Raw genomic sequence first — 17,802 nt, forward strand, 5'->3', positions numbered from 1 at the left:
CTACTCCTCTTGATCTTTCTGATCTGCTGCATCAACTAAGGCAAAGGTCATAATTTTTGCTTCTTCATCTAGTCGCATGACTTTAACACCCATTGTTGAACGACCGGTCTGTGAGATATTAGCAACACTTGTACGGATGATAACTCCTGTATCCGTAATAACCATAATATCTTCATTACCCTGTACAGTTGTTAAACCAGCAAGAGGGCCATTTTTATCAGCAACTTTCAGAGTGATGATACCTTTACCACCGCGGCCTTTCCTTGGATATTCAGAGGCTGGTGTACGTTTTCCATAACCTTTTTCTGAAAGGACTAACACTTCTTGATCATCAGATACAATGGTCGCACCGACTAAATGATCTCCTTCACGGAGTTTTATTCCACGTACGCCTGTTGCGGTACGGCCCATATTTCGAACATCTGTTTCTGCAAATCGAACAGAATAGCCAAATTTTGTCCCCATAATAACATCAGCTTGACCATCAGTAAGGAAAACATTGATTAGTTCATCATCATCTTTCAAATTCAAAGCCTTGAGACCGTTTTGTCGAATATTGGAGAATTCATTTACATTTGTACGTTTAACAATCCCTTGCCGCGTCGCAAAGAAAAGATAGTGATCAGCGGCTTGATCCTTTGTCACATTGATAATGGTCTGAATAGACTCATTTTCTTCCAGTTTCAATAAGTTGACAACTGGGAGCCCCTTAGCGGTTCGACCATATTCAGGAATTTCATAGCCCTTGAGACGATATACACGCCCCTTATTGGTGAAGAAAAGCAGGTGATCATGGGTACTGGTTGATATTAGTTCGCGAACGAAGTCATCATCTTTCACACCTGTACCTTGGACTCCACGTCCGCCACGTTTTTGAGCTTGGAATTCATCTTGTGCCAACCGTTTGATATAGCCTTGATTGGATAAGGTAATCAATACATCTGCTTCCTCAATAAGATCCTCATCTTCCAAGGAAAGGACTTCACCAACCATCAATTCAGTACGACGTGGGTCAGCATGTTTGCGTTTTACTTCTTCTAGTTCTTCTTTGATGATCGAGACAACACGTTCAGGTTTTGCCAAAATATCTGTCAAATCAGCTATCAAAGAAACCAATTCGTCATACTCTGACTGGATTTTATCACGTTCCAATCCGGTCAAACGACGAAGACGCATATCCAAGATAGCCTGACTTTGTCGTTCGGACAAGTCAAAACGTTCCATTAATTCAGCTTGAGCAAGTGCATCCGTTTCTGAATTACGAATGATACGTATGACTTCATCAATATGGTCCAGAGCAATCAGCATGCCTTCTAAAATATGAGCGCGTGCTTCTGCTTTTTCCTTATCAAATTGAGTGCGACGTGTAACAACTTCTTTTTGGTGTTCAATATAAGACTCTAAAATTTGACGTACAGAAAGAATCTTCGGTACCCCATTTTGAATAGCCAACATATTGAAACTAAAGTTGGTTTGCATTTGCGTTTGTTTAAAGAGATTGTTCAAAATAACATTAGCTGAGGCATCTCGACGCACTTCAATTACAAAGCGAACCCCTTCACGGTTAGATTCGTCTCGAACAGCTGTAATGCCATCAATACGTTTTTCTTGAACCAATTTAACAATATGCTCTTGAACCTTAGACTTATTGACCATATATGGGAATTCAGTAACAACGATACGTTCACGTCCGTTTCCATATTCTTCAATTTCAGTACGAGAACGAAGAACAATTGAGCCTTTACCAGTTTCATAAGCACGGTGAATTCCAGATTTACCCATGACCAGAGCTCCTGTTGGAAAGTCTGGCCCAGGTAGGACTTCCATAATTTCACGCGTCGTTAAATCAGGATTGTCCATCACGAGCTTAACAGCATCAATGGTTTCACCCAAATTGTGCGGTGGAATGTTTGTTGCCATACCAACCGCAATACCAGTAGTCCCGTTCACCAATAGATTAGGGAAACGTGCTGGAAGTACTTCTGGCTCACGCTCGCTCGAGTCATAGTTATCCACAAAATCAACCGTATTTTTATTGATATCACGCAACATTTCAAGAGCAATCTTGCTCATGCGCGCCTCAGTATACCGCTGGGCAGCGGCACCATCACCGTCCATGGAACCAAAGTTACCATGACCGTCAACCAGCATGTGACGATAGCTCCACCATTGAGCCATACGGACCATTGCATCATAAATAGCACTATCACCATGAGGGTGGTATTTACCCATTACATCACCAGTGATACGTGCAGATTTTTTATGTGGCTTATCTGGAGTAAGACCAAGTTCGTTCATTCCATAAAGAATGCGTCGGTGTACGGGCTTAAGACCATCACGTACATCAGGGAGAGCGCGTGCAACGATTACACTCATGGCATAATCGATGAAAGAGGTCTTCATCTCATTAGTCAAATTTACCGTAACTAAATTTTTGTCTTGCATTAATATGCCTCGTTTCAACTGTCGTTAATACTACTATTATACCATATTTTTCAAACGTTTTCTTCTTTTGAAATCACTATGTAAACATTTTCAAACGATCTTTCTTTAGTGACAAAGGTCTGAAAAAATGCTAGAATGGTTAGTGGTTGGGATAGCTATCCCTAAATAAAACTAAGGAGATGTTTAGATAATGACTGCAACTAAACAACACAAAAAAGTGATCCTTGTCGGTGATGGTGCCGTAGGTTCTGCTTATGCATATGCCCTTGTAATCCAAGGTATTGGTCAAGAATTGGGTATCGTAGATATCAATAAAGACCGTACACAAGGTGACGCAGAGGATTTGAGCCACGCTTTGGCCTTCACTTCACCTAAGAAAATTTATTCAGCAGATTATTCTGATGCTCATGATGCAGATCTTGTTGTATTGACAGCTGGTTTGCCACAAAAACCAGGTGAAACTCGTCTTGAATTGGTTGAGAAAAACCTTCGTATCAACCAACAAATCGTATCTGAAATTGTTAAATCTGGCTTCGATGGTATTTTCCTTGTTGCTGCTAACCCAGTTGACGTTCTTACTTACTCAACTTGGAAATTCTCTGGTTTCCCTAAAGAACGTGTCATCGGTTCTGGTACTTCTCTTGACTCAGCTCGTTTCCGTCAAGCATTGGCTGAAAAAATCGGTGTTGACGCTCGTTCAGTTCACGCTTACATCATGGGTGAACACGGTGACTCTGAATTTGCTGTTTGGTCACATGCAAACGTTGCTGGTGTGAAATTGTATGACTGGTTACAAGATAACCGCGATATTGATGAGCAAGGTCTTGTAGACTTGTTCGTATCTGTACGTGATGCAGCTTACTCAATCATCAATAAAAAAGGTGCTACATATTATGGTATCGGTGCTGCACTTGCACGTATCACAAAAGCTATCTTTGACGATGAAAATTCAGTACTTCCATTGTCAGTTTACCAATCTGGTCAATACGAAGGCGTTGAAGATGTCTTCATCGGTCAACCAGCTATCATCGGTGCACATGGTATCGTTCGTCCAGTTAACATTCCATTGAGCGAAGCTGAATTGCAAAAAATGCAAGCATCTGCTGCCCAATTGAAAGACATCATTGACGATGCTTTCGCTAACCCAGAAATCGCTGCTGGTGTTAAAAACTAATTCTATTATTAAATAGCAAAAAAGGTGAGTCAATTAGGCCACCTTTTTTATATCCATTTGAATTAGCTTTGATATATCGTCATTTTCCGCTTGCCGTACTCCACGAAAGTGATTTGTTACGTAAGTCATATTTCAAACCTAGAACAGCCAGACTCTAGGCTGTTCTAATAACCTGCATCTCAGTTCCTTGTCTGAAAGCTAATTCATTCGACTATAATTTCTTCGATCATATCTCAACATTGCAATTCCATCGGTTACAGTTGATTCAACTAAGGTTAATTTTTGTTCCTCTGGCAATTGTTGGAATAAGGGAATTCCATCTCCTAAAATGGTAGGGATTATGCCGATGATAAAATGATCAATGACCCCAGCTTTCAAGCATTCTTGAACAAGGGAGCCCCCACCAAACAACCAGATATCTCCCCCTTCATCATGTCGTAACCACTCAATTTCGGTAAGAATGTCTTTGACAAAACGAACATTTTCATAGTCTGATTTGTCAGCATGGCTAGCCACAAGAAATTGCTTATCTTGATAGCCCTCAATCATCTCTAAGGGGCAATCATCTAAAGATTTACGACCCATAATAACAGTATCACATGACTGAAAAAATGAAGGATTGTCAAACTGCAAGGGGGTATCATATTTATTTGTACCATGTCCTTCAATCCAATCATAACTTCCATCTTTTCTAGCAATAAAACCATCTAGACTCATTGCAATATTTAATACTAATCTTCTCATATGTTTCCCTCAATTCAACGTTTTATCGAAAAATTATTATACCACAAGTAGCTAGGAAAAGAAGAAAAAGTATCATCAAAAATAAATCCAATCAAGTCAAAAATATTCACTTCAGGTCAGCTATTTTACATAAGGAAAAAAACAAAGAAAAAACGCATAAAATTATGTTCCAAAAACACTGATTTTATGCGTTTTATTGTTAGATTATCTCAATTCTCATGCTCAAAATTGAGAGTGTACCTACCTTATTTAGATTTAATGTAGTTAACACCGTCTGCTTTTGGCGCTACTGCTTGTCCAAAGAAGGCAGAAAGGGCAATAACTGTAATCAAGTATGGAGCGATTTGGAGATATACTGATGGAATATCTTTCAAACCAGGCAATTGACTACCAATAACCGCAAGACTTTGTGATAGTCCGAAGAATAGACTAGCAAGCATTGCACCAATTGGGTTCCATTTACCGAAGATAACTGCCGCCAAGGCAATGAATCCAGAACCAACAATCGTAGTCGCCGAGAAGTTGATATTAACAGATTGGGCACTTACAGCACCACCAACACCGCCTAAGAAACCTGAAATCAGTACACCTGCATAACGCATTGCGTATACATTGATACCAAGGGTATCAGCTGCTTGAGGGTGTTCACCAACAGAGCGAAGTCGCAAACCAAATTTTGTTTTATACAAAACAAACCAAGAAGCAAATGCAGTCAGTATAGCGACATAACCCATCAAACTTGTATTTTTAAAGAATAAATCACCAATAACAGGAATATCTGCCAATACTGGGAAAGAGAACTTACCAAAAGACTCACGAATACTATCAGTTTGTCCTTTATTATAGAGAACCTTAACAAGGAAAACACCGAGTGCAGGTGCTAGTAAGTTCAATACGGTACCAGAAACTACATGATCCGCTCTAAAGTTAATAGTGGCTATCGCATGGATAGCGGCAAAGACAACACCAGCCAAACCACCAACAATGACCGCTAAAAATGGTGTAGCTTTACCAAAAGTTTCAGCAAATTCAATGTTGAAGACAACACCAGCAAAGGCACCAATAACCATGATTCCTTCCAAACCAACGTTTACGATACCACTTCGCTCAGAGAATACTCCTCCAAGACTTGTGAAAATCAAAGGTGCTGAATAAATGAGCATTTGCGAAATGAGTAGGGTTAAAATAGATAAGTTCATCTTACTTAGCTCCTTTCGCTACTTTTTTTGAATTCAAAAATAGTTCAAAGATATACTTCACACCAATGAAGAAAATAATGGACGCTGTAACAACGTTTATCAATTCTGGTGGAATTTGTGCACGAACCATACCAGGTGCACCTACAGAAAGTGTACCAAATAAGAAGGCTGCAAAAGGAATTCCCAGTGGTGAGTTCGAAGCCAGTAGGGCAACTGACATACCATTGAATCCAATATCTAAATTACCACTTTGAATATAAACGTTCTGGAAAGTTCCTAACCCTTGGATTGCACCACCAAGTCCAGCTAAAGCACCGGAAATAACCATTGATAGAATAATCGTTTGTTTAACTGACATACCAGCGTAGTTAGATGCAGTTGGGTTGATACCCACTGAACGAATTTCAAAACCAAGCGTTGTCTTTGTCAGTAAGAACCAAATAACTATGACAGCAATAATGGCAAAGAAAATACCAATATTCATCCGTGAGTTGTTCGTTAGAGCTCGCAACCATTCTGTTTGATAAGAGGCGTTAGCAGAAACGTTAATTGTAGAATCTGTATTTTTCATCAAATTTTCTGAAAATACATCACGAATGATATAGTTACATGAATAGAGAATGATGTAGTTCATCATAATCGTAACAATAACTTCACTCGTTCCGAGATAGGCACGAAGGATACCAGGAATTGCGCCAGCAATACCACCTGCTACCATCGCTATCACAACCGTACCCAAAATCAAAACTGGTCGTGGTAAATCAGGATTTAACAATGCAAACCAACCTGCAAAGACCCAGCCGACATAGGCTTGACCAGACAAACCAACGTTGAAGAAACCTGCGCGACTTGCGACTGCGAATCCTAACGCAGTAAAGATTAAAGGAGCCATTGCCCGGAAAATCTCACCGATTGATTTGATGTTCCCAAAAGCAGAGTAGAATAATTCCTCATATCCCCAAATTGGATCGTAGCCAAAAATGAACATGATGATTGCCCCAAGCACTAAGCCACTGATTGCCGCTAGCAATGGGAATAGTAGTGTTTGATATTTCTTAAGCATGCACTTCTCCCTCCTCGATGTGACCACCAGCCATCAAGACACCCAATTCTTGTTTGTTTGTCTTAGCAGGATCAACAATACCATGAATGACACCATCGTGGATGACAGCAATACGGTCTGATACATCCAAAATTTCATCCAATTCGAAGCTGACAACCAATACTGCTTTCCCCTTATCCCGTTCAGCAATAAGACGTTTACGAATATATTCAATGGCGCCAACATCCAAACCACGTGTTGGTTGACTGACAATCAATAAATCAGGATTGCGATCGATTTCCCTTGCAATAATCGCTTTTTGTTGGTTACCACCTGAAAGAGCTTTTGCTGGAACTAATTCACTTGCACCACGCACATCAAATTCTTGCATCAATTGACGGGCCTTTTCATTAATCGCTGTGTAATTCAAAATACCATTTTTAGAATTTGGTTCTTTATAGTAAGTTAGTAGAGCAATATTTTCAGCAACGGTCAACGGAAGCACTAAACCATCACGGTGACGATCTTCAGGAACGTGACTCACCTGCATCTCAGTAATCTTACGTGGTGATTTACCAACCACTTCCTCACCTTTAATCATGATAGAACCAGATTTCACTTTGCGAAGTCCAGTAATTGCTTGAATCAATTCACTTTGTCCATTGCCATCAATACCTGCAATACCCACTATTTCCCCTGCACGTACGTCAAGAGATAGACCTTTCACTGCTGGGATACCGCGGTTTTCATTGACTACCAAATCTTTAATAGAAAGAACAACTTCTTTTGGATGGGATTCAATTTTCTCTGTTTTGAAAGAAACAGAACGCCCAACCATCCATTCAGCCAAATCTTGGTTAGTTGCTCCTTCAACTGGCACAGTTTGAATCGATTTACCACGTCGAATAACCGTTACACTATCTGCAACAGCACGAATCTCATCCAATTTATGTGTAATCAAAATAATTGATTTGCCTTCTGAGACTAAGGTCTTCATAATCTTCAACAGCTCTGCAATCTCTGCCGGAGTAAGTACAGCAGTTGGTTCATCAAAGATTAATAAGTCTGCACCACGATACAGTGTTTTTAAAATTTCCACACGTTGTTGTGCCCCTACAGAAATATCCGCAACTTTTGCAGTCGGATCTAATTCAAGACCGTAGCGAGCAGAGAGTTCTTTAATTTCTGCAATAGCCTTCTTAAGGTCAATAACACCGGCTTTAGTAGTTTCACTACCTAAAATGATATTTTCAGCAACAGTAAAGGCATCCACTAACATAAAGTGTTGATGGACCATCCCGATACCCAAGTGTGCAGCTTTGGAAGGGGAATCAATTTTCACTTCCTTACCATTAATGACAATCTCACCGCTTGTAGGCTCCAATAAGCCTGCAAGCATATTCATAAGTGTCGATTTACCCGCACCATTTTCACCCAAAAGGGCGTGAATTTCTCCACGTCTGACATTCAAATTAATATGGTCGTTGGCAACAAACTCACCAAATATTTTGGTGATATTACGCATCTCAATGACATAATCCTTAGTCATAATCTAGTTCCTTTCTGATTACAGTTAAACAGAGTGAGCCGACTGCCAACCACAACCACTAATTCCCATTTAAGAAAGTAGGGTTACTAGCAGGTTCATTCCAGCTAACTGTACCATTTTTACCAGTAAAACCTACCAATTATGATAGGCTTTACTGAGAAAAATCTCAGCTTCTAAAAGGGCGACCGAGTGGACGCCCTTTCGGAATTCATCAATATAAAACTTATGGTTTTTCTGGTACTTCTATTTTACCATCAAGAATAGCTTGTTTTGCGTCAGCAACAGCTTTCGCAGCATCATCTGAAAGGTTAGTTTCAGCCAACTCTACACCTTTATCAGCAAGAGTATAACGAACGATTTCACCACCAGGGAATTCACCATTTTCAGCTTTTGTAGCAATATCTTTTACTGCTGCACCAACTTGTTTCAAAGTAGATGCCAATACAAAGTTAGATTCTTTACCATCTTTAGAAGTGTAAGCACCTTCTGCAGATTGGTCACGGTCAACACCGATTACCCAAACTTTATCTGCTTCATTACGAGTTTCGTTTTCAGCTTTAGCAGCGGCAAAAACACCATTACCAGTGCCACCAGAAGCGTGGAAGATAATATCTGCACCTGCAGCGTATTGAGCAGCAGCGATAGTTTGACCTTTAGCAGCATCACCAAATGAACCAGCGTACTGAATATCAATTTTGATTGACTCATCGACAGATTTAACACCAGCTACAAAACCAGCTTCAAAACGGTCGATAACTTCACCTTTCATACCACCGACAAAACCAACTTGTTTCGTTTTAGTTGATTTAGCAGCCGCAACACCAGCAAGGTAAGAAGCTTCATGGTCAGCGAAACCAACGCTAACTACGTTATCTTCGTCAGCTACAACACTATCAACGATAACATAGTGTATATCTGGGTTATTTGGAGCCACTTCTTTAATCGCTGATTCCAACGCAAAACCAATACCAAATATTAGGTTGTAACCAGCTGAAACTGCTGAATCAAGGTTAGTAATGTAGTCTGATTCACTTGCTGATTGGAAATAGTCATAACCATTACCTTTAGAAAGACCCGCTGCATCGCCCCACTCTTGAAGACCTTCCCACGCAGATTGGTTAAATGAACGGTCATCAACGCCACCGATATCGGTAACAATTGCTGCTTTAATGTTTGAAGCACTATCAGATGATGACGAATCATTCTTTGCAGTACGGCTTCCGCAAGCTGCTAAAGAAAGAGCTGCAACTGAAGCTAGACCAAGGCCAACAAATTTCTTGTTCATTTCTGAACCCTCCTAAAAAAAGTTTTGCAACTATTGTGTTGCAGAATGAGATTGCTACAGTCATTAGACTGCCCATATAGACTAAGATAAGTCTGTAAAAGAATATGGAAGTAATTCCCCGACTGTCATCACGACTGTCGATTTATCTTTAGCGACAAGAGTCACTTTTAAATCCTTATCAAAAAATTCCGTCATAACTTGGCGACATGCTCCACAAGGAGATATTGGCTTCTCTGTTTCACCATAAATAATAATTTCAGAGAAGTCACGTACTCCCTCGGAGATTGCTTTAAAAATCGCTGTTCTCTCGGCACAATTCGTCAACCCAAAACTAGCATTTTCTATATTCACACCTGAATATAGTTGCCCAGACTTTGTAACAAGAATAGCACTGACTGGAAAATGTGAATAGGGCACATAGGCATATTTGCTATTGTCTACAACTAGTTCTATTAAATTAGTAGTCTCCATCCGCCTGTGCTCCGTTCATAATTGCTACACCTGACGATGCACCAATTCGAGATGCTCCAGCTTCGATGAAGGCAATAGCATCTTCATAAGAACGTGCACCACCAGAAGCTTTAACGCCCATGTCTGGACCCACAGTTTTTCTCATCAAGGCGACGTCAGCAACTGTAGCACCACCAGTTGAAAAACCGGTAGAAGTCTTCACATAATCAGCTCCAGCTTCTTTTGACAATTGACAAGCTCTCACTTTCTCATCATCTGTTAATAAGCAAGCTTCGATGATTACTTTAACAAGTTTATCACCACTAGCATCTACAACTGCTTTAATATCATCCAAAACCAAGGCATCATTTCCTGCTTTTAAAGCACCTACATTGATCACCATATCAATCTCATCAGCACCATTAGCAATAGCATCTTTGGTTTCAAAGGCTTTAACTGCAGAAGTATTTGCTCCCAAAGGGAAGCCAATTACTGTACAAACTTTAACATCACTGTCTTTCAGGCTTTCTGCTGCCAATGAAACCCATGTTGGATTTACACAGACACTAGCAAAATCATATTCTTTTGCTTCAGAAAGAATCTTTTCAACCTGTTCTTGTGTTGTTTCTGGTTTTAAGATTGTATGATCAATATATTTATTCAATCTCATGGTTTTCTCCGTACATTAATAAATTATTTCAATAATTTCTTTCGTCTTTACACTTACTTTATCTATTTTAACATTTTTTTGAAAATTTGTAAGCATATTTTCCGAAATATTTTCATTGGCATATATTGTCGCAATCTGTTCACCTTCTGTAACAGATTCACCTACTTTTTTATGGAAAACAATTCCCGTTTCGTAATCCAATTGATCCGATTTTACAGCGCGACCTGCACCAAGTTTCATGGCAAATAAGCCAAACTCTAATGCTGGTAGTGCCACGATATAACCGTCTTTCTCTGCATAAACAGGAACTTGGTGTGACACTTCTACAGGTCGGTAGAGATCAGATAAATCACCACCCTGTGCAAGCACCATTTCCTCAAACTTCTTCAATGCGAGGCCATTATCAATATGCTGTTTAACTTCTTCAACGCTTTTTTCAACATTCGCAAGACCTAACATGATATGTGCTAACTCGCAAATGAAATTGGTTACATCCTCGCGACCTCTCCCTTGCAATATTTCAAGGGCTTCTAAAATTTCTAATCGATTACCAATTGAAGTCCCTACTGGTTGTGACATGTCTGTCAAAACTGCGATTGTTTTACGGCCAACAGCATTCCCTAAATCAACCATGGTTTGTGCAAGAACACGCGCATCCTCCACAGTCTTCATGAAAGCCCCCTCACCAACAGTGACATCTAGAAGAATCGCATCTGCACCTGCTGCAATTTTTTTAGACATGACAGAACTTGCAATTAAAGGAATAATATCAACTGTGGCAGTGACATCTCGAAGGGCGTAGAGTAATTTGTCTGCTTTCACCAGATTGTCTGATTGGCCAATTACTGCAACACCAATTTCTTGGACTTGTTTAATAAAATCTTCTTGACTAACTTCAATTTGAAAACCATTAATCGATTCTAACTTGTCTAGTGTACCACCAGTATGGCCTAAACCACGACCGCTCATTTTTGCTACAGGAACACCAAAACTTGCAACCAGAGGGGCAAGAATCAGGGTGACCTTGTCACCAACACCACCAGTAGAATGTTTATCCACTTTTATACCTGGAATGGCCGATAAATCAATCTGTTCACCCGTTGCAACCATAGACATGGTTAAATCTGAAATTTCACGCGTTGACATGCCCTTAAAGTAAATAGCCATCGCAAGAGCAGACATCTGATAATCTGGAACAGTTCCAGCTACGTAACCGTCAATCAACCATTTGATCTCATCTGAAGATAATTCTAAACCATCTCTTTTTTTTTGAATTAAGTCAACTGCTCTCATTTGTTCACACTTTCGAGGATATAATATCCTTTATCTTTCCTGATAATTTCACAGTTTCCAAAAACCTCTTCCATCTTAGCCTTTGCACTTGGTGCACCTTGTTTTTTCTGAATTACAATAGTAAGCGTGCCATTTTCGGATAGATGATTCTTAGCTCCTGAAATCACTTGGTGAACAACCGCCTTACCAGCGCGAATTGGAGGATTTGAAACAATATAATCAAATTGTTTTGTCACATTTTCATAGATATCGGATTGGAAAATATCGACAGCAACATTGTTTAGTGTAGCATTTTTTTCAGCCAATGCCAAGGCTCTGTTATTGATATCTATCATTGTAGTGTCAACATGATAGACCTTTGCAAGTGTTAAGCCAATCGGACCATAGCCACAACCTACGTCAAGCAAAGACTTTCCTTCTTCTAAATGAAGAGACTTTAAAAGCACCTGACTTCCATAATCTATCATTTTCTTACTAAATACCCCTGCGTCTGTTTGGAATGTCATTGGGGTATCCAGTAAAAGAACACGAAGTTCATGAATATCATGTGCAGTACTTGGATTTTTCTCGTAATACATATTTGACATGTCTTAATTATATCATTTCCAAAAAGCGTTTACAAGATATTTTACTTGAAATCTAATTCGTGCTACAATAGGCCCATGAAAAATGAATTTATAAATTTTGAACGCATTAGCAGAGAAACCTGGCAACAACTTCACCGCCATACGACAGTTCCACTTACACAAGAAGATCTAAACTCCATAAAGAGTTTCAATGATAATATAAAACTCCAGGAAGTTTCGGACGTCTATTTACCATTGATCAATCTCATTCGCATTTATCGTAAAGCTCGCACGGATTTAACCTTTTCAAAAAGTTTGTTTTTACAAAAGAAAATCGAAGAACAACCCTTTATCATAGGTGTGTCTGGTAGTGTTGCTGTCGGAAAATCTACAACCAGTCGACTTCTGCAAATATTACTTTCCCAAACATTTAGGCATGCAAAAGTTGAGTTGGTTACGACAGATGGATTTCTTTATCCAAATGCAGTGCTTCAAGAAAAAGGTCTTCTTGACAAAAAAGGGTTTCCTGAATCATACAATATGGAGCTGTTACTGAATTTTGTGGATACTATAAAAAATGGTGAATCTTTTAGCATTCCTACTTATTCACACGAAATTTACGATATCGTTCCAGATTCTTATCAAACCATCGAAGCACCTGATTTCCTCATTGTGGAAGGCATCAACGTATTCCAAAATCCTCAAAACCAACGATTGTATGTGAGCGACTATTTTGATGTTTCGATTTATGTAGATGCTGACGTGGATAATATTGAAACCTGGTACTTGGAACGATTCCAAAAATTGCTGAAACTAGCTGAAAAAGATCCCACAAACTATTACCATCGGTTCACACATTTACCATTTGCAGAAGTCATTGAAATGGCTCAAAGGATCTGGAAAAATATTAACTTGGCCAACCTAGAAAAGTATATTGAACCGACACGAAACCGAGCAGATATCATCCTACACAAAGGATTGAATCACGAAATCGATGAAATTTACTTAAAAAAATAAATTTCACTTGTCAAATGCAGTGTTTTCATGTATAATGTTATAGTTAGTACAAGAAAGGGTGGAGGTGAAACCATTGGCAAACATTAAGTCAGCTATCAAACGCGCTGAATTGAACGTTAAACAAAACAAAAAAAACTCAGCACAAAAATCAGCTATGCGTACTGCAATTAAAGCATTTGAAGCTAACCCATCTGAAGAGCTTTTCCGCTTTGCTAGCTCAGCAATCGATAAAGCAGAAACTAAAGGTTTGATTCATAAAAACAAAGCAAGCCGCGACAAAGCACGTCTTGCATCAAAACTTGCATAATAAAAAAGAAGTCTATCAAGGACTTCTTTTTTTCTAGTCTAATACTAATTCAAATGTTAAGGTCTGTTCATTGTAAAGATATTGGTAAGTTTCAATCCAGCCCAGTACTTCAAATAGTCGATTCGTACCCGAAGCTGCATATTCCACCATTTGATTCAAGGCTGCTTGATTAGAAAATTGACACGCAATCCGGCGCTGACCTGCCTGATAAAGATTAGAAACAGTTTGAACAACTAATTCCTCATCAAAATTCTCAAAATAAGTGCCTTGCTGAACGTAATAATTTAAGGCATTGTCAGTACAAGAAGGATAGACAAGTGGTCTTTCCGTATATGGATATTCTGTTCCCCAATAACTCAGTAAGTCCACATCAGCAACTCTATTTCTATACAAGATGGAATCTGGAACACATAGATAGTCATAGCTAATAGTAGATTGCGCTTGACTCCCCATAGCTTCTTCAAAGACTGGATCACCCCAGGTTGAATCTACACCATAGTATTGCTGATCAATCTTCACTAAATTCCAAGCGTGTTCAATGGTTTCACCATTTGTTCCAGTCACATTACCAGATACATAGACAGCTTCTATCCCAGCCAATTTACATAAATATTGAAAGGTTCGGCTATACCCTGCACATACCGAGCTATTAGCTAGCAAAACTGATTTTATGGATTGATTGTCCCAACTAATCTGACTATCACTCAAAGCTGCAAGATTATAATCCGTATGCTGAATAATGTATTCATAGAAGAATTTCACAGTATCGTATACGTGATCCTTTGGAGCTTGACTAACGATAGATTGTGCCAAAGTTGCTATTTTTTCACTTTCTTCTTCAACCTGCAACGGATAGTCAGGCTCAGAAAGGTCCTGATAATCAATGCCATCCCTCATTGCGTCAGTCATCCAGTAATACTCAGGGAAATCATTTGCTACAGAGAAAAATGCACGCGTATAGGTCTCATCGTCTACTCTGTCAATTGTAATCTGCTGTTTGAAGGTACGCAAACCATTAGCTAATTGGAGGTAGACACGGCGTTCCTCATCAGTGTCTAATTGTTGATAATAAAAATAATCAGCAACTTCCTCCCTCATCTGTTGCAACTCATTTTCAAGGACTTTAGCTTCTTGTGATGCTTCTCCGCTGATTACCTTGCTAAAATCCTCTTTTTGAGGAAAGTATGAACAGCCTGTCAACTGGGTGCAAGCCAATATGATTAATATAATTAAGTAACTCTTCTTTTTCATGACCTACTCCTCTCCTCCATCCTAGTATATCATACTTTTGAACCGACATAAAAAATGATAGGCCACATTCCTATCATTTTTCTTATTTTATCTCGGTAATCTTACCTCAAAAATAGTTCCTTTAGGCTGATTATCCCGCACAGTGATTGTGCCTTTCAAACTATTGGAAATTTGTAAGGCTAAGGATAAACCGAGACCAAACCCACCCTTGCTCCGAGTACGGGCCTTGTCTACACGATAAAATCGATCGAAAATTTTCTTTTTATCACTATCACTGATACCCAATCCATTGTCTGCTACCGTAAAGTAAACTAACTTATCTTTGATATTGGCTGTTACTTGTATAGCACCATCATCTTCGGTATACTTCATTGCATTATCAAATAGTATGGTTAGAAGCTGTTTTACCAACACCTTATCCGTCCGAATTGGTTGATCAATCAAATTATTAACCGTGACTGTTTTACCATTTTCATCTGCAATCATCATGTAATTCTCAAAGATTTCATCAAAATAGCTAGGTGGGACTTCAACTATATCTAATTTGAAACCATCATCTCGACGAGCTAAATTCAGTAAATTCGTAGTTAACATACGCATATTACGAACTTCCTCTAGGCTTGATCCTATACTCTCACTACTTTCCAAAATGGTTGCATTTGGATGTCTAAAAAGACCTTCCAGACGATTCTGTAACACAGCTAAAGGCGTTCTCAATTCATGACTAGCATTCTCAACGAAATCCTTTTGTTTTTGATAGCTAATTAAGATAGGTCGCATACTCAAATTTGACAGATAAATACTAGCCAAGATGGAAATAAGCCAAGCAGATACCATTACAATAGCTACAGCAGTTTCATACGTCTCAATGGATGATTTTATCTGACTCACATTCACGAAAATTGTCGCGTATTTAATATCATAGGAAGAATAATAGCCAAGGTCATCTGGTGCCAATTCAATAGTAACATAACGATAATCTTCTGAACCCCCGAATGTAGAATCAACCGTTACTTCCTTTATTTCGCCTAAATTTTTCTTGTCTAAGGATAAATCAGACAAACCGGTAAAGCTATCGGGGTTAACTACTTGACCATCTTTTGAATAAAGCAATACATGTGTATTGTAACCAAGTTTCAACTGATCGTCTTTCTGATTTTTAGGGGAGTTTGGTGTATCTGAATTAGATTCTGCAGAATCACTTTCATCAGCAATATTTCCATCTTGAATAATGAATTCTGAATTTGGTTCATAGGTCCGTGCAATGGCAAAACCAACCACCAAAGCAGGGGCATCTTTGATACGAGCCAGTGTTGAATCAGAAGTCTGATACATAGTTGAGCGCATTAACTGGAAGATAATGGCGGTCATTAATCCGAAAATGAGTGTAAAAACAGCAAAATATCTGATAAAAAATGAAAATTTATCTGTTGAAATGATTTTTTTAAATCGCTTAGACATTTTTCAAAATGTAGCCGACACTACGAAGAGTTTGAAGATTTTCTCCAAATGCGGTTCCTTTCAATTTTTTCCTTACTTTCGATACGTAAACTTCAACAACTGAAATGGTTGTATCACTATCAAATCCCCAAATACGATCAAAAATCTGTGTTTTAGGTAAAATCACATTCTGGTTCTGTAAGAAATATACCAACAAATCGAACTCTTTCCCTAACAATTCTACTTCTTGACCATTGACTGTCGTAGTATTTGTAGATAAGTCGACAGTAACATCTCCGTATGTTAGAGTATTTTCATTGAACTTCCCTGCTCGTTTTAACAAGGCTTGAATACGCATTTTGAGTTCTTCTAAATAGAATGGTTTTGTGAGATAGTCATCTGCACCCAATTCAAACCCATGTCCTTTATCCTCTAGGCCTTCCTTGGCTGTCGTAATCAGAACAGGAGTTGAGACCCCTTTTTCACGCAATTCTTTTAATACTTGAAAACCATCTTTCTCAGGTAACATTAAATCTAAAAGAATTAAATCATAAACCCCTGTTTCCGCTTCGTAAATACCTTCTTCACCATCAAAAACTTGCATAACGTCTGCAAAATCATCTAAAAAATCAAAGACTGAATTAGAAAGGCTTAAATCGTCTTCGATCAATAATATTTTTATCATATACTACTCCTTTACTCTATCCAAGACCATTTATTACATGGAAATTATCAACATCATTATAACACGGAATTTTAAAAACCAAAATAATTTATGATTCTACTCGCTTGAGCTTTCCTCGTTTTCTATTTGTGCTTTTATTTCTTCATTCCGTTTCTTCAACTCATTCACTTCATCCGATGAGCTAGAATTTTCACTTGTAGTTGAATCCGATTGTGATGCCCCGATCGTTGCATCTGGTGGAGTCATACCTTGACCACCTCGACCGCCACCTTGCCCAGGTTCATTGGGCATTTGTGATTTATCAAAACCTTCAGGAGATTGATTTTGTACAGTAGTTGATTGACTTTGGGTAGAAGTAGAATTGGATAATTTGCCTACCCCCATTCCTCCAGCAAAGCCAAAGGTTGCTGCAGTAATCCCCACATTCGCTAGTAAAATAAGTGGTTGCTCTTTTAATTTGCTTAAGAATGACATACATTACCTTACATTTTGATTTCTTGGTAACATTCCTCACACTTCCGCTTTTCCTATGATATTCTTACCATACAGTCATTATAAGTCCCTTTGCTTAAGGTTTGCTAAAATGGATGGTAAGAAAAAGAAGACCTTGCGGCCTTCTTTTGGGGTAGGTTGGTTACTATCATGTTAAGGTGGGGAGGGGAATAAATACAAATTGAAAACTTTT

17 protein-coding genes are annotated in these 17,802 nt (G+C 38.8%); 3 read left to right on the forward strand and 14 right to left on the reverse strand.

The window, feature by feature from the left end; translation table 11 throughout:
• Positions 1-2,445 carry a DNA gyrase subunit A gene (gene gyrA, locus ACPC58_RS03615; protein WP_434065275.1) on the reverse strand — a complete coding sequence of 815 codons (2,445 nt, stop codon included), beginning with the start codon at positions 2,443-2,445 and terminating at the stop codon, positions 1-3.
• A 190-nt stretch (positions 2,446-2,635) separates the two neighbouring features.
• Here gyrA and ACPC58_RS03620 point away from each other — a divergent pair, with 190 nt between their 5' ends.
• Entirely contained in the window at positions 2,636-3,619 is a 984-nt protein-coding gene (locus ACPC58_RS03620; RefSeq protein ID WP_217375064.1) for an L-lactate dehydrogenase, read from the forward strand.
• 198 nt (positions 3,620-3,817) lie between these two features.
• Here ACPC58_RS03620 and ACPC58_RS03625 read toward each other — a convergent pair whose 3' ends face one another.
• From ACPC58_RS03625 to ACPC58_RS03665, 9 genes are all read right to left on the reverse strand, one after another.
• Positions 3,818-4,363: a dihydrofolate reductase family protein gene (locus ACPC58_RS03625; RefSeq protein WP_277837168.1), complete on the reverse strand. Its 546-nt coding sequence runs from the start codon at positions 4,361-4,363 to the stop codon at positions 3,818-3,820.
• A 245-nt stretch (positions 4,364-4,608) separates the two neighbouring features.
• Positions 4,609-5,562, reverse strand: coding sequence for an ABC transporter permease (locus tag ACPC58_RS03630; protein WP_418127417.1), 954 nt, complete (start codon positions 5,560-5,562; stop codon positions 4,609-4,611).
• Position 5,563: 1 nt separating this feature from the next.
• Complete coding sequence (locus ACPC58_RS03635) at positions 5,564-6,625, reverse strand: ABC transporter permease (RefSeq protein WP_434065276.1); 1,062 nt, start codon at positions 6,623-6,625, stop codon at positions 5,564-5,566.
• The gene (locus tag ACPC58_RS03640; protein ID WP_434065277.1) at positions 6,618-8,153 is read right to left on the reverse strand and encodes an ABC transporter ATP-binding protein; all 1,536 of its coding nucleotides are present in this window, start codon (positions 8,151-8,153) and stop codon (positions 6,618-6,620) included. Before ACPC58_RS03640 ends, ACPC58_RS03635 begins: the two co-directional genes overlap by 8 nt.
• 223 nt (positions 8,154-8,376) lie before the next feature.
• Positions 8,377-9,438 (reverse strand): BMP family lipoprotein, encoded by a 1,062-nt coding sequence (locus tag ACPC58_RS03645; protein WP_434065278.1) that lies wholly within the window; start codon positions 9,436-9,438, stop codon positions 8,377-8,379.
• An 81-nt stretch (positions 9,439-9,519) separates the two neighbouring features.
• Positions 9,520-9,909: a cytidine deaminase gene (locus tag ACPC58_RS03650; RefSeq protein WP_434065279.1), complete on the reverse strand. Its 390-nt coding sequence runs from the start codon at positions 9,907-9,909 to the stop codon at positions 9,520-9,522.
• Positions 9,896-10,558, reverse strand: coding sequence for a deoxyribose-phosphate aldolase (gene deoC, locus ACPC58_RS03655; RefSeq protein WP_277837166.1), 663 nt, complete (start codon positions 10,556-10,558; stop codon positions 9,896-9,898). The genes ACPC58_RS03650 and deoC overlap by 14 nt, the downstream gene beginning before the upstream one ends.
• A gap of 15 nt (positions 10,559-10,573) precedes the next feature.
• Positions 10,574-11,851 carry a pyrimidine-nucleoside phosphorylase gene (locus tag ACPC58_RS03660; RefSeq protein ID WP_434065280.1) on the reverse strand — a complete coding sequence of 426 codons (1,278 nt, stop codon included), beginning with the start codon at positions 11,849-11,851 and terminating at the stop codon, positions 10,574-10,576.
• Entirely contained in the window at positions 11,848-12,438 is a 591-nt protein-coding gene (locus tag ACPC58_RS03665; RefSeq protein WP_172006703.1) for a class I SAM-dependent methyltransferase, read from the reverse strand. Before ACPC58_RS03665 ends, ACPC58_RS03660 begins: the two co-directional genes overlap by 4 nt.
• A gap of 75 nt (positions 12,439-12,513) precedes the next feature.
• On the opposite strand from ACPC58_RS03665, the gene coaA reads away from it, so the two are divergent.
• Together coaA and rpsT are read left to right on the forward strand one after the other, a co-directional pair.
• Complete coding sequence (coaA, locus tag ACPC58_RS03670) at positions 12,514-13,434, forward strand: type I pantothenate kinase (RefSeq protein ID WP_277843603.1); 921 nt, start codon at positions 12,514-12,516, stop codon at positions 13,432-13,434.
• Positions 13,435-13,492: 58 nt separating this feature from the next.
• Positions 13,493-13,741 carry a 30S ribosomal protein S20 gene (rpsT, locus tag ACPC58_RS03675; protein WP_434065281.1) on the forward strand — a complete coding sequence of 83 codons (249 nt, stop codon included), beginning with the start codon at positions 13,493-13,495 and terminating at the stop codon, positions 13,739-13,741.
• Positions 13,742-13,774: 33 nt separating this feature from the next.
• On the opposite strand, the gene ACPC58_RS03680 is transcribed toward rpsT, so the two are convergent.
• From ACPC58_RS03680 to ACPC58_RS03695, 4 genes are all read right to left on the reverse strand, one after another.
• Positions 13,775-14,992 carry a transglutaminase domain-containing protein gene (locus ACPC58_RS03680; RefSeq protein ID WP_434065282.1) on the reverse strand — a complete coding sequence of 406 codons (1,218 nt, stop codon included), beginning with the start codon at positions 14,990-14,992 and terminating at the stop codon, positions 13,775-13,777.
• Between the two features lie 87 nt (positions 14,993-15,079).
• On the reverse strand, positions 15,080-16,453 hold the full coding sequence (locus tag ACPC58_RS03685) for a sensor histidine kinase (protein ID WP_434065283.1): 1,374 nt from the start codon (positions 16,451-16,453) through the stop codon (positions 15,080-15,082).
• Complete coding sequence (locus tag ACPC58_RS03690; RefSeq protein ID WP_277745712.1) at positions 16,446-17,117, reverse strand: response regulator transcription factor; 672 nt, start codon at positions 17,115-17,117, stop codon at positions 16,446-16,448. The genes ACPC58_RS03685 and ACPC58_RS03690 overlap by 8 nt, the downstream gene beginning before the upstream one ends.
• Before the next feature lie 96 nt (positions 17,118-17,213).
• Positions 17,214-17,591, reverse strand: coding sequence for a hypothetical protein (locus ACPC58_RS03695; protein WP_434065284.1), 378 nt, complete (start codon positions 17,589-17,591; stop codon positions 17,214-17,216).
• Positions 17,592-17,802: the final 211 nt, after the last annotated feature.

Source organism: Streptococcus sp. VTCC 12905 (genome assembly GCF_049893385.1).
Classification (GTDB): domain Bacteria; phylum Bacillota; class Bacilli; order Lactobacillales; family Streptococcaceae; genus Streptococcus; species Streptococcus suis_AA.

What these genes read in the sequence shown, in the direction of transcription:
- ACPC58_RS03640 (WP_434065277.1), bottom strand. Translation starts at nt 8,153, where the DNA reads ATGACTAAGGATTATGTCATTGAGATGCGTAATATCACCAAAATATTT.
- ACPC58_RS03660 (WP_434065280.1), bottom strand. Translation starts at nt 11,851, where the DNA reads ATGAGAGCAGTTGACTTAATTCAAAAAAAAAGAGATGGTTTAGAATTA.
- ACPC58_RS03645 (WP_434065278.1), bottom strand. Translation starts at nt 9,438, where the DNA reads ATGAACAAGAAATTTGTTGGCCTTGGTCTAGCTTCAGTTGCAGCTCTT.
- ACPC58_RS03665 (WP_172006703.1), bottom strand. Translation starts at nt 12,438, where the DNA reads ATGTCAAATATGTATTACGAGAAAAATCCAAGTACTGCACATGATATT.
- ACPC58_RS03695 (WP_434065284.1), bottom strand. Translation starts at nt 17,591, where the DNA reads ATGTCATTCTTAAGCAAATTAAAAGAGCAACCACTTATTTTACTAGCG.
- ACPC58_RS03690 (WP_277745712.1), bottom strand. Translation starts at nt 17,117, where the DNA reads ATGATAAAAATATTATTGATCGAAGACGATTTAAGCCTTTCTAATTCA.
- ACPC58_RS03685 (WP_434065283.1), bottom strand. Translation starts at nt 16,453, where the DNA reads ATGTCTAAGCGATTTAAAAAAATCATTTCAACAGATAAATTTTCATTT.
- ACPC58_RS03625 (WP_277837168.1), bottom strand. Translation starts at nt 4,363, where the DNA reads ATGAGAAGATTAGTATTAAATATTGCAATGAGTCTAGATGGTTTTATT.
- ACPC58_RS03630 (WP_418127417.1), bottom strand. Translation starts at nt 5,562, where the DNA reads ATGAACTTATCTATTTTAACCCTACTCATTTCGCAAATGCTCATTTAT.
- ACPC58_RS03635 (WP_434065276.1), bottom strand. Translation starts at nt 6,625, where the DNA reads ATGCTTAAGAAATATCAAACACTACTATTCCCATTGCTAGCGGCAATC.
- deoC (WP_277837166.1), bottom strand. Translation starts at nt 10,558, where the DNA reads ATGAGATTGAATAAATATATTGATCATACAATCTTAAAACCAGAAACA.
- ACPC58_RS03620 (WP_217375064.1), top strand. Translation starts at nt 2,636, where the DNA reads ATGACTGCAACTAAACAACACAAAAAAGTGATCCTTGTCGGTGATGGT.
- coaA (WP_277843603.1), top strand. Translation starts at nt 12,514, where the DNA reads ATGAAAAATGAATTTATAAATTTTGAACGCATTAGCAGAGAAACCTGG.
- gyrA (WP_434065275.1), bottom strand. Translation starts at nt 2,445, where the DNA reads ATGCAAGACAAAAATTTAGTTACGGTAAATTTGACTAATGAGATGAAG.
- ACPC58_RS03650 (WP_434065279.1), bottom strand. Translation starts at nt 9,909, where the DNA reads ATGGAGACTACTAATTTAATAGAACTAGTTGTAGACAATAGCAAATAT.
- ACPC58_RS03680 (WP_434065282.1), bottom strand. Translation starts at nt 14,992, where the DNA reads ATGAAAAAGAAGAGTTACTTAATTATATTAATCATATTGGCTTGCACC.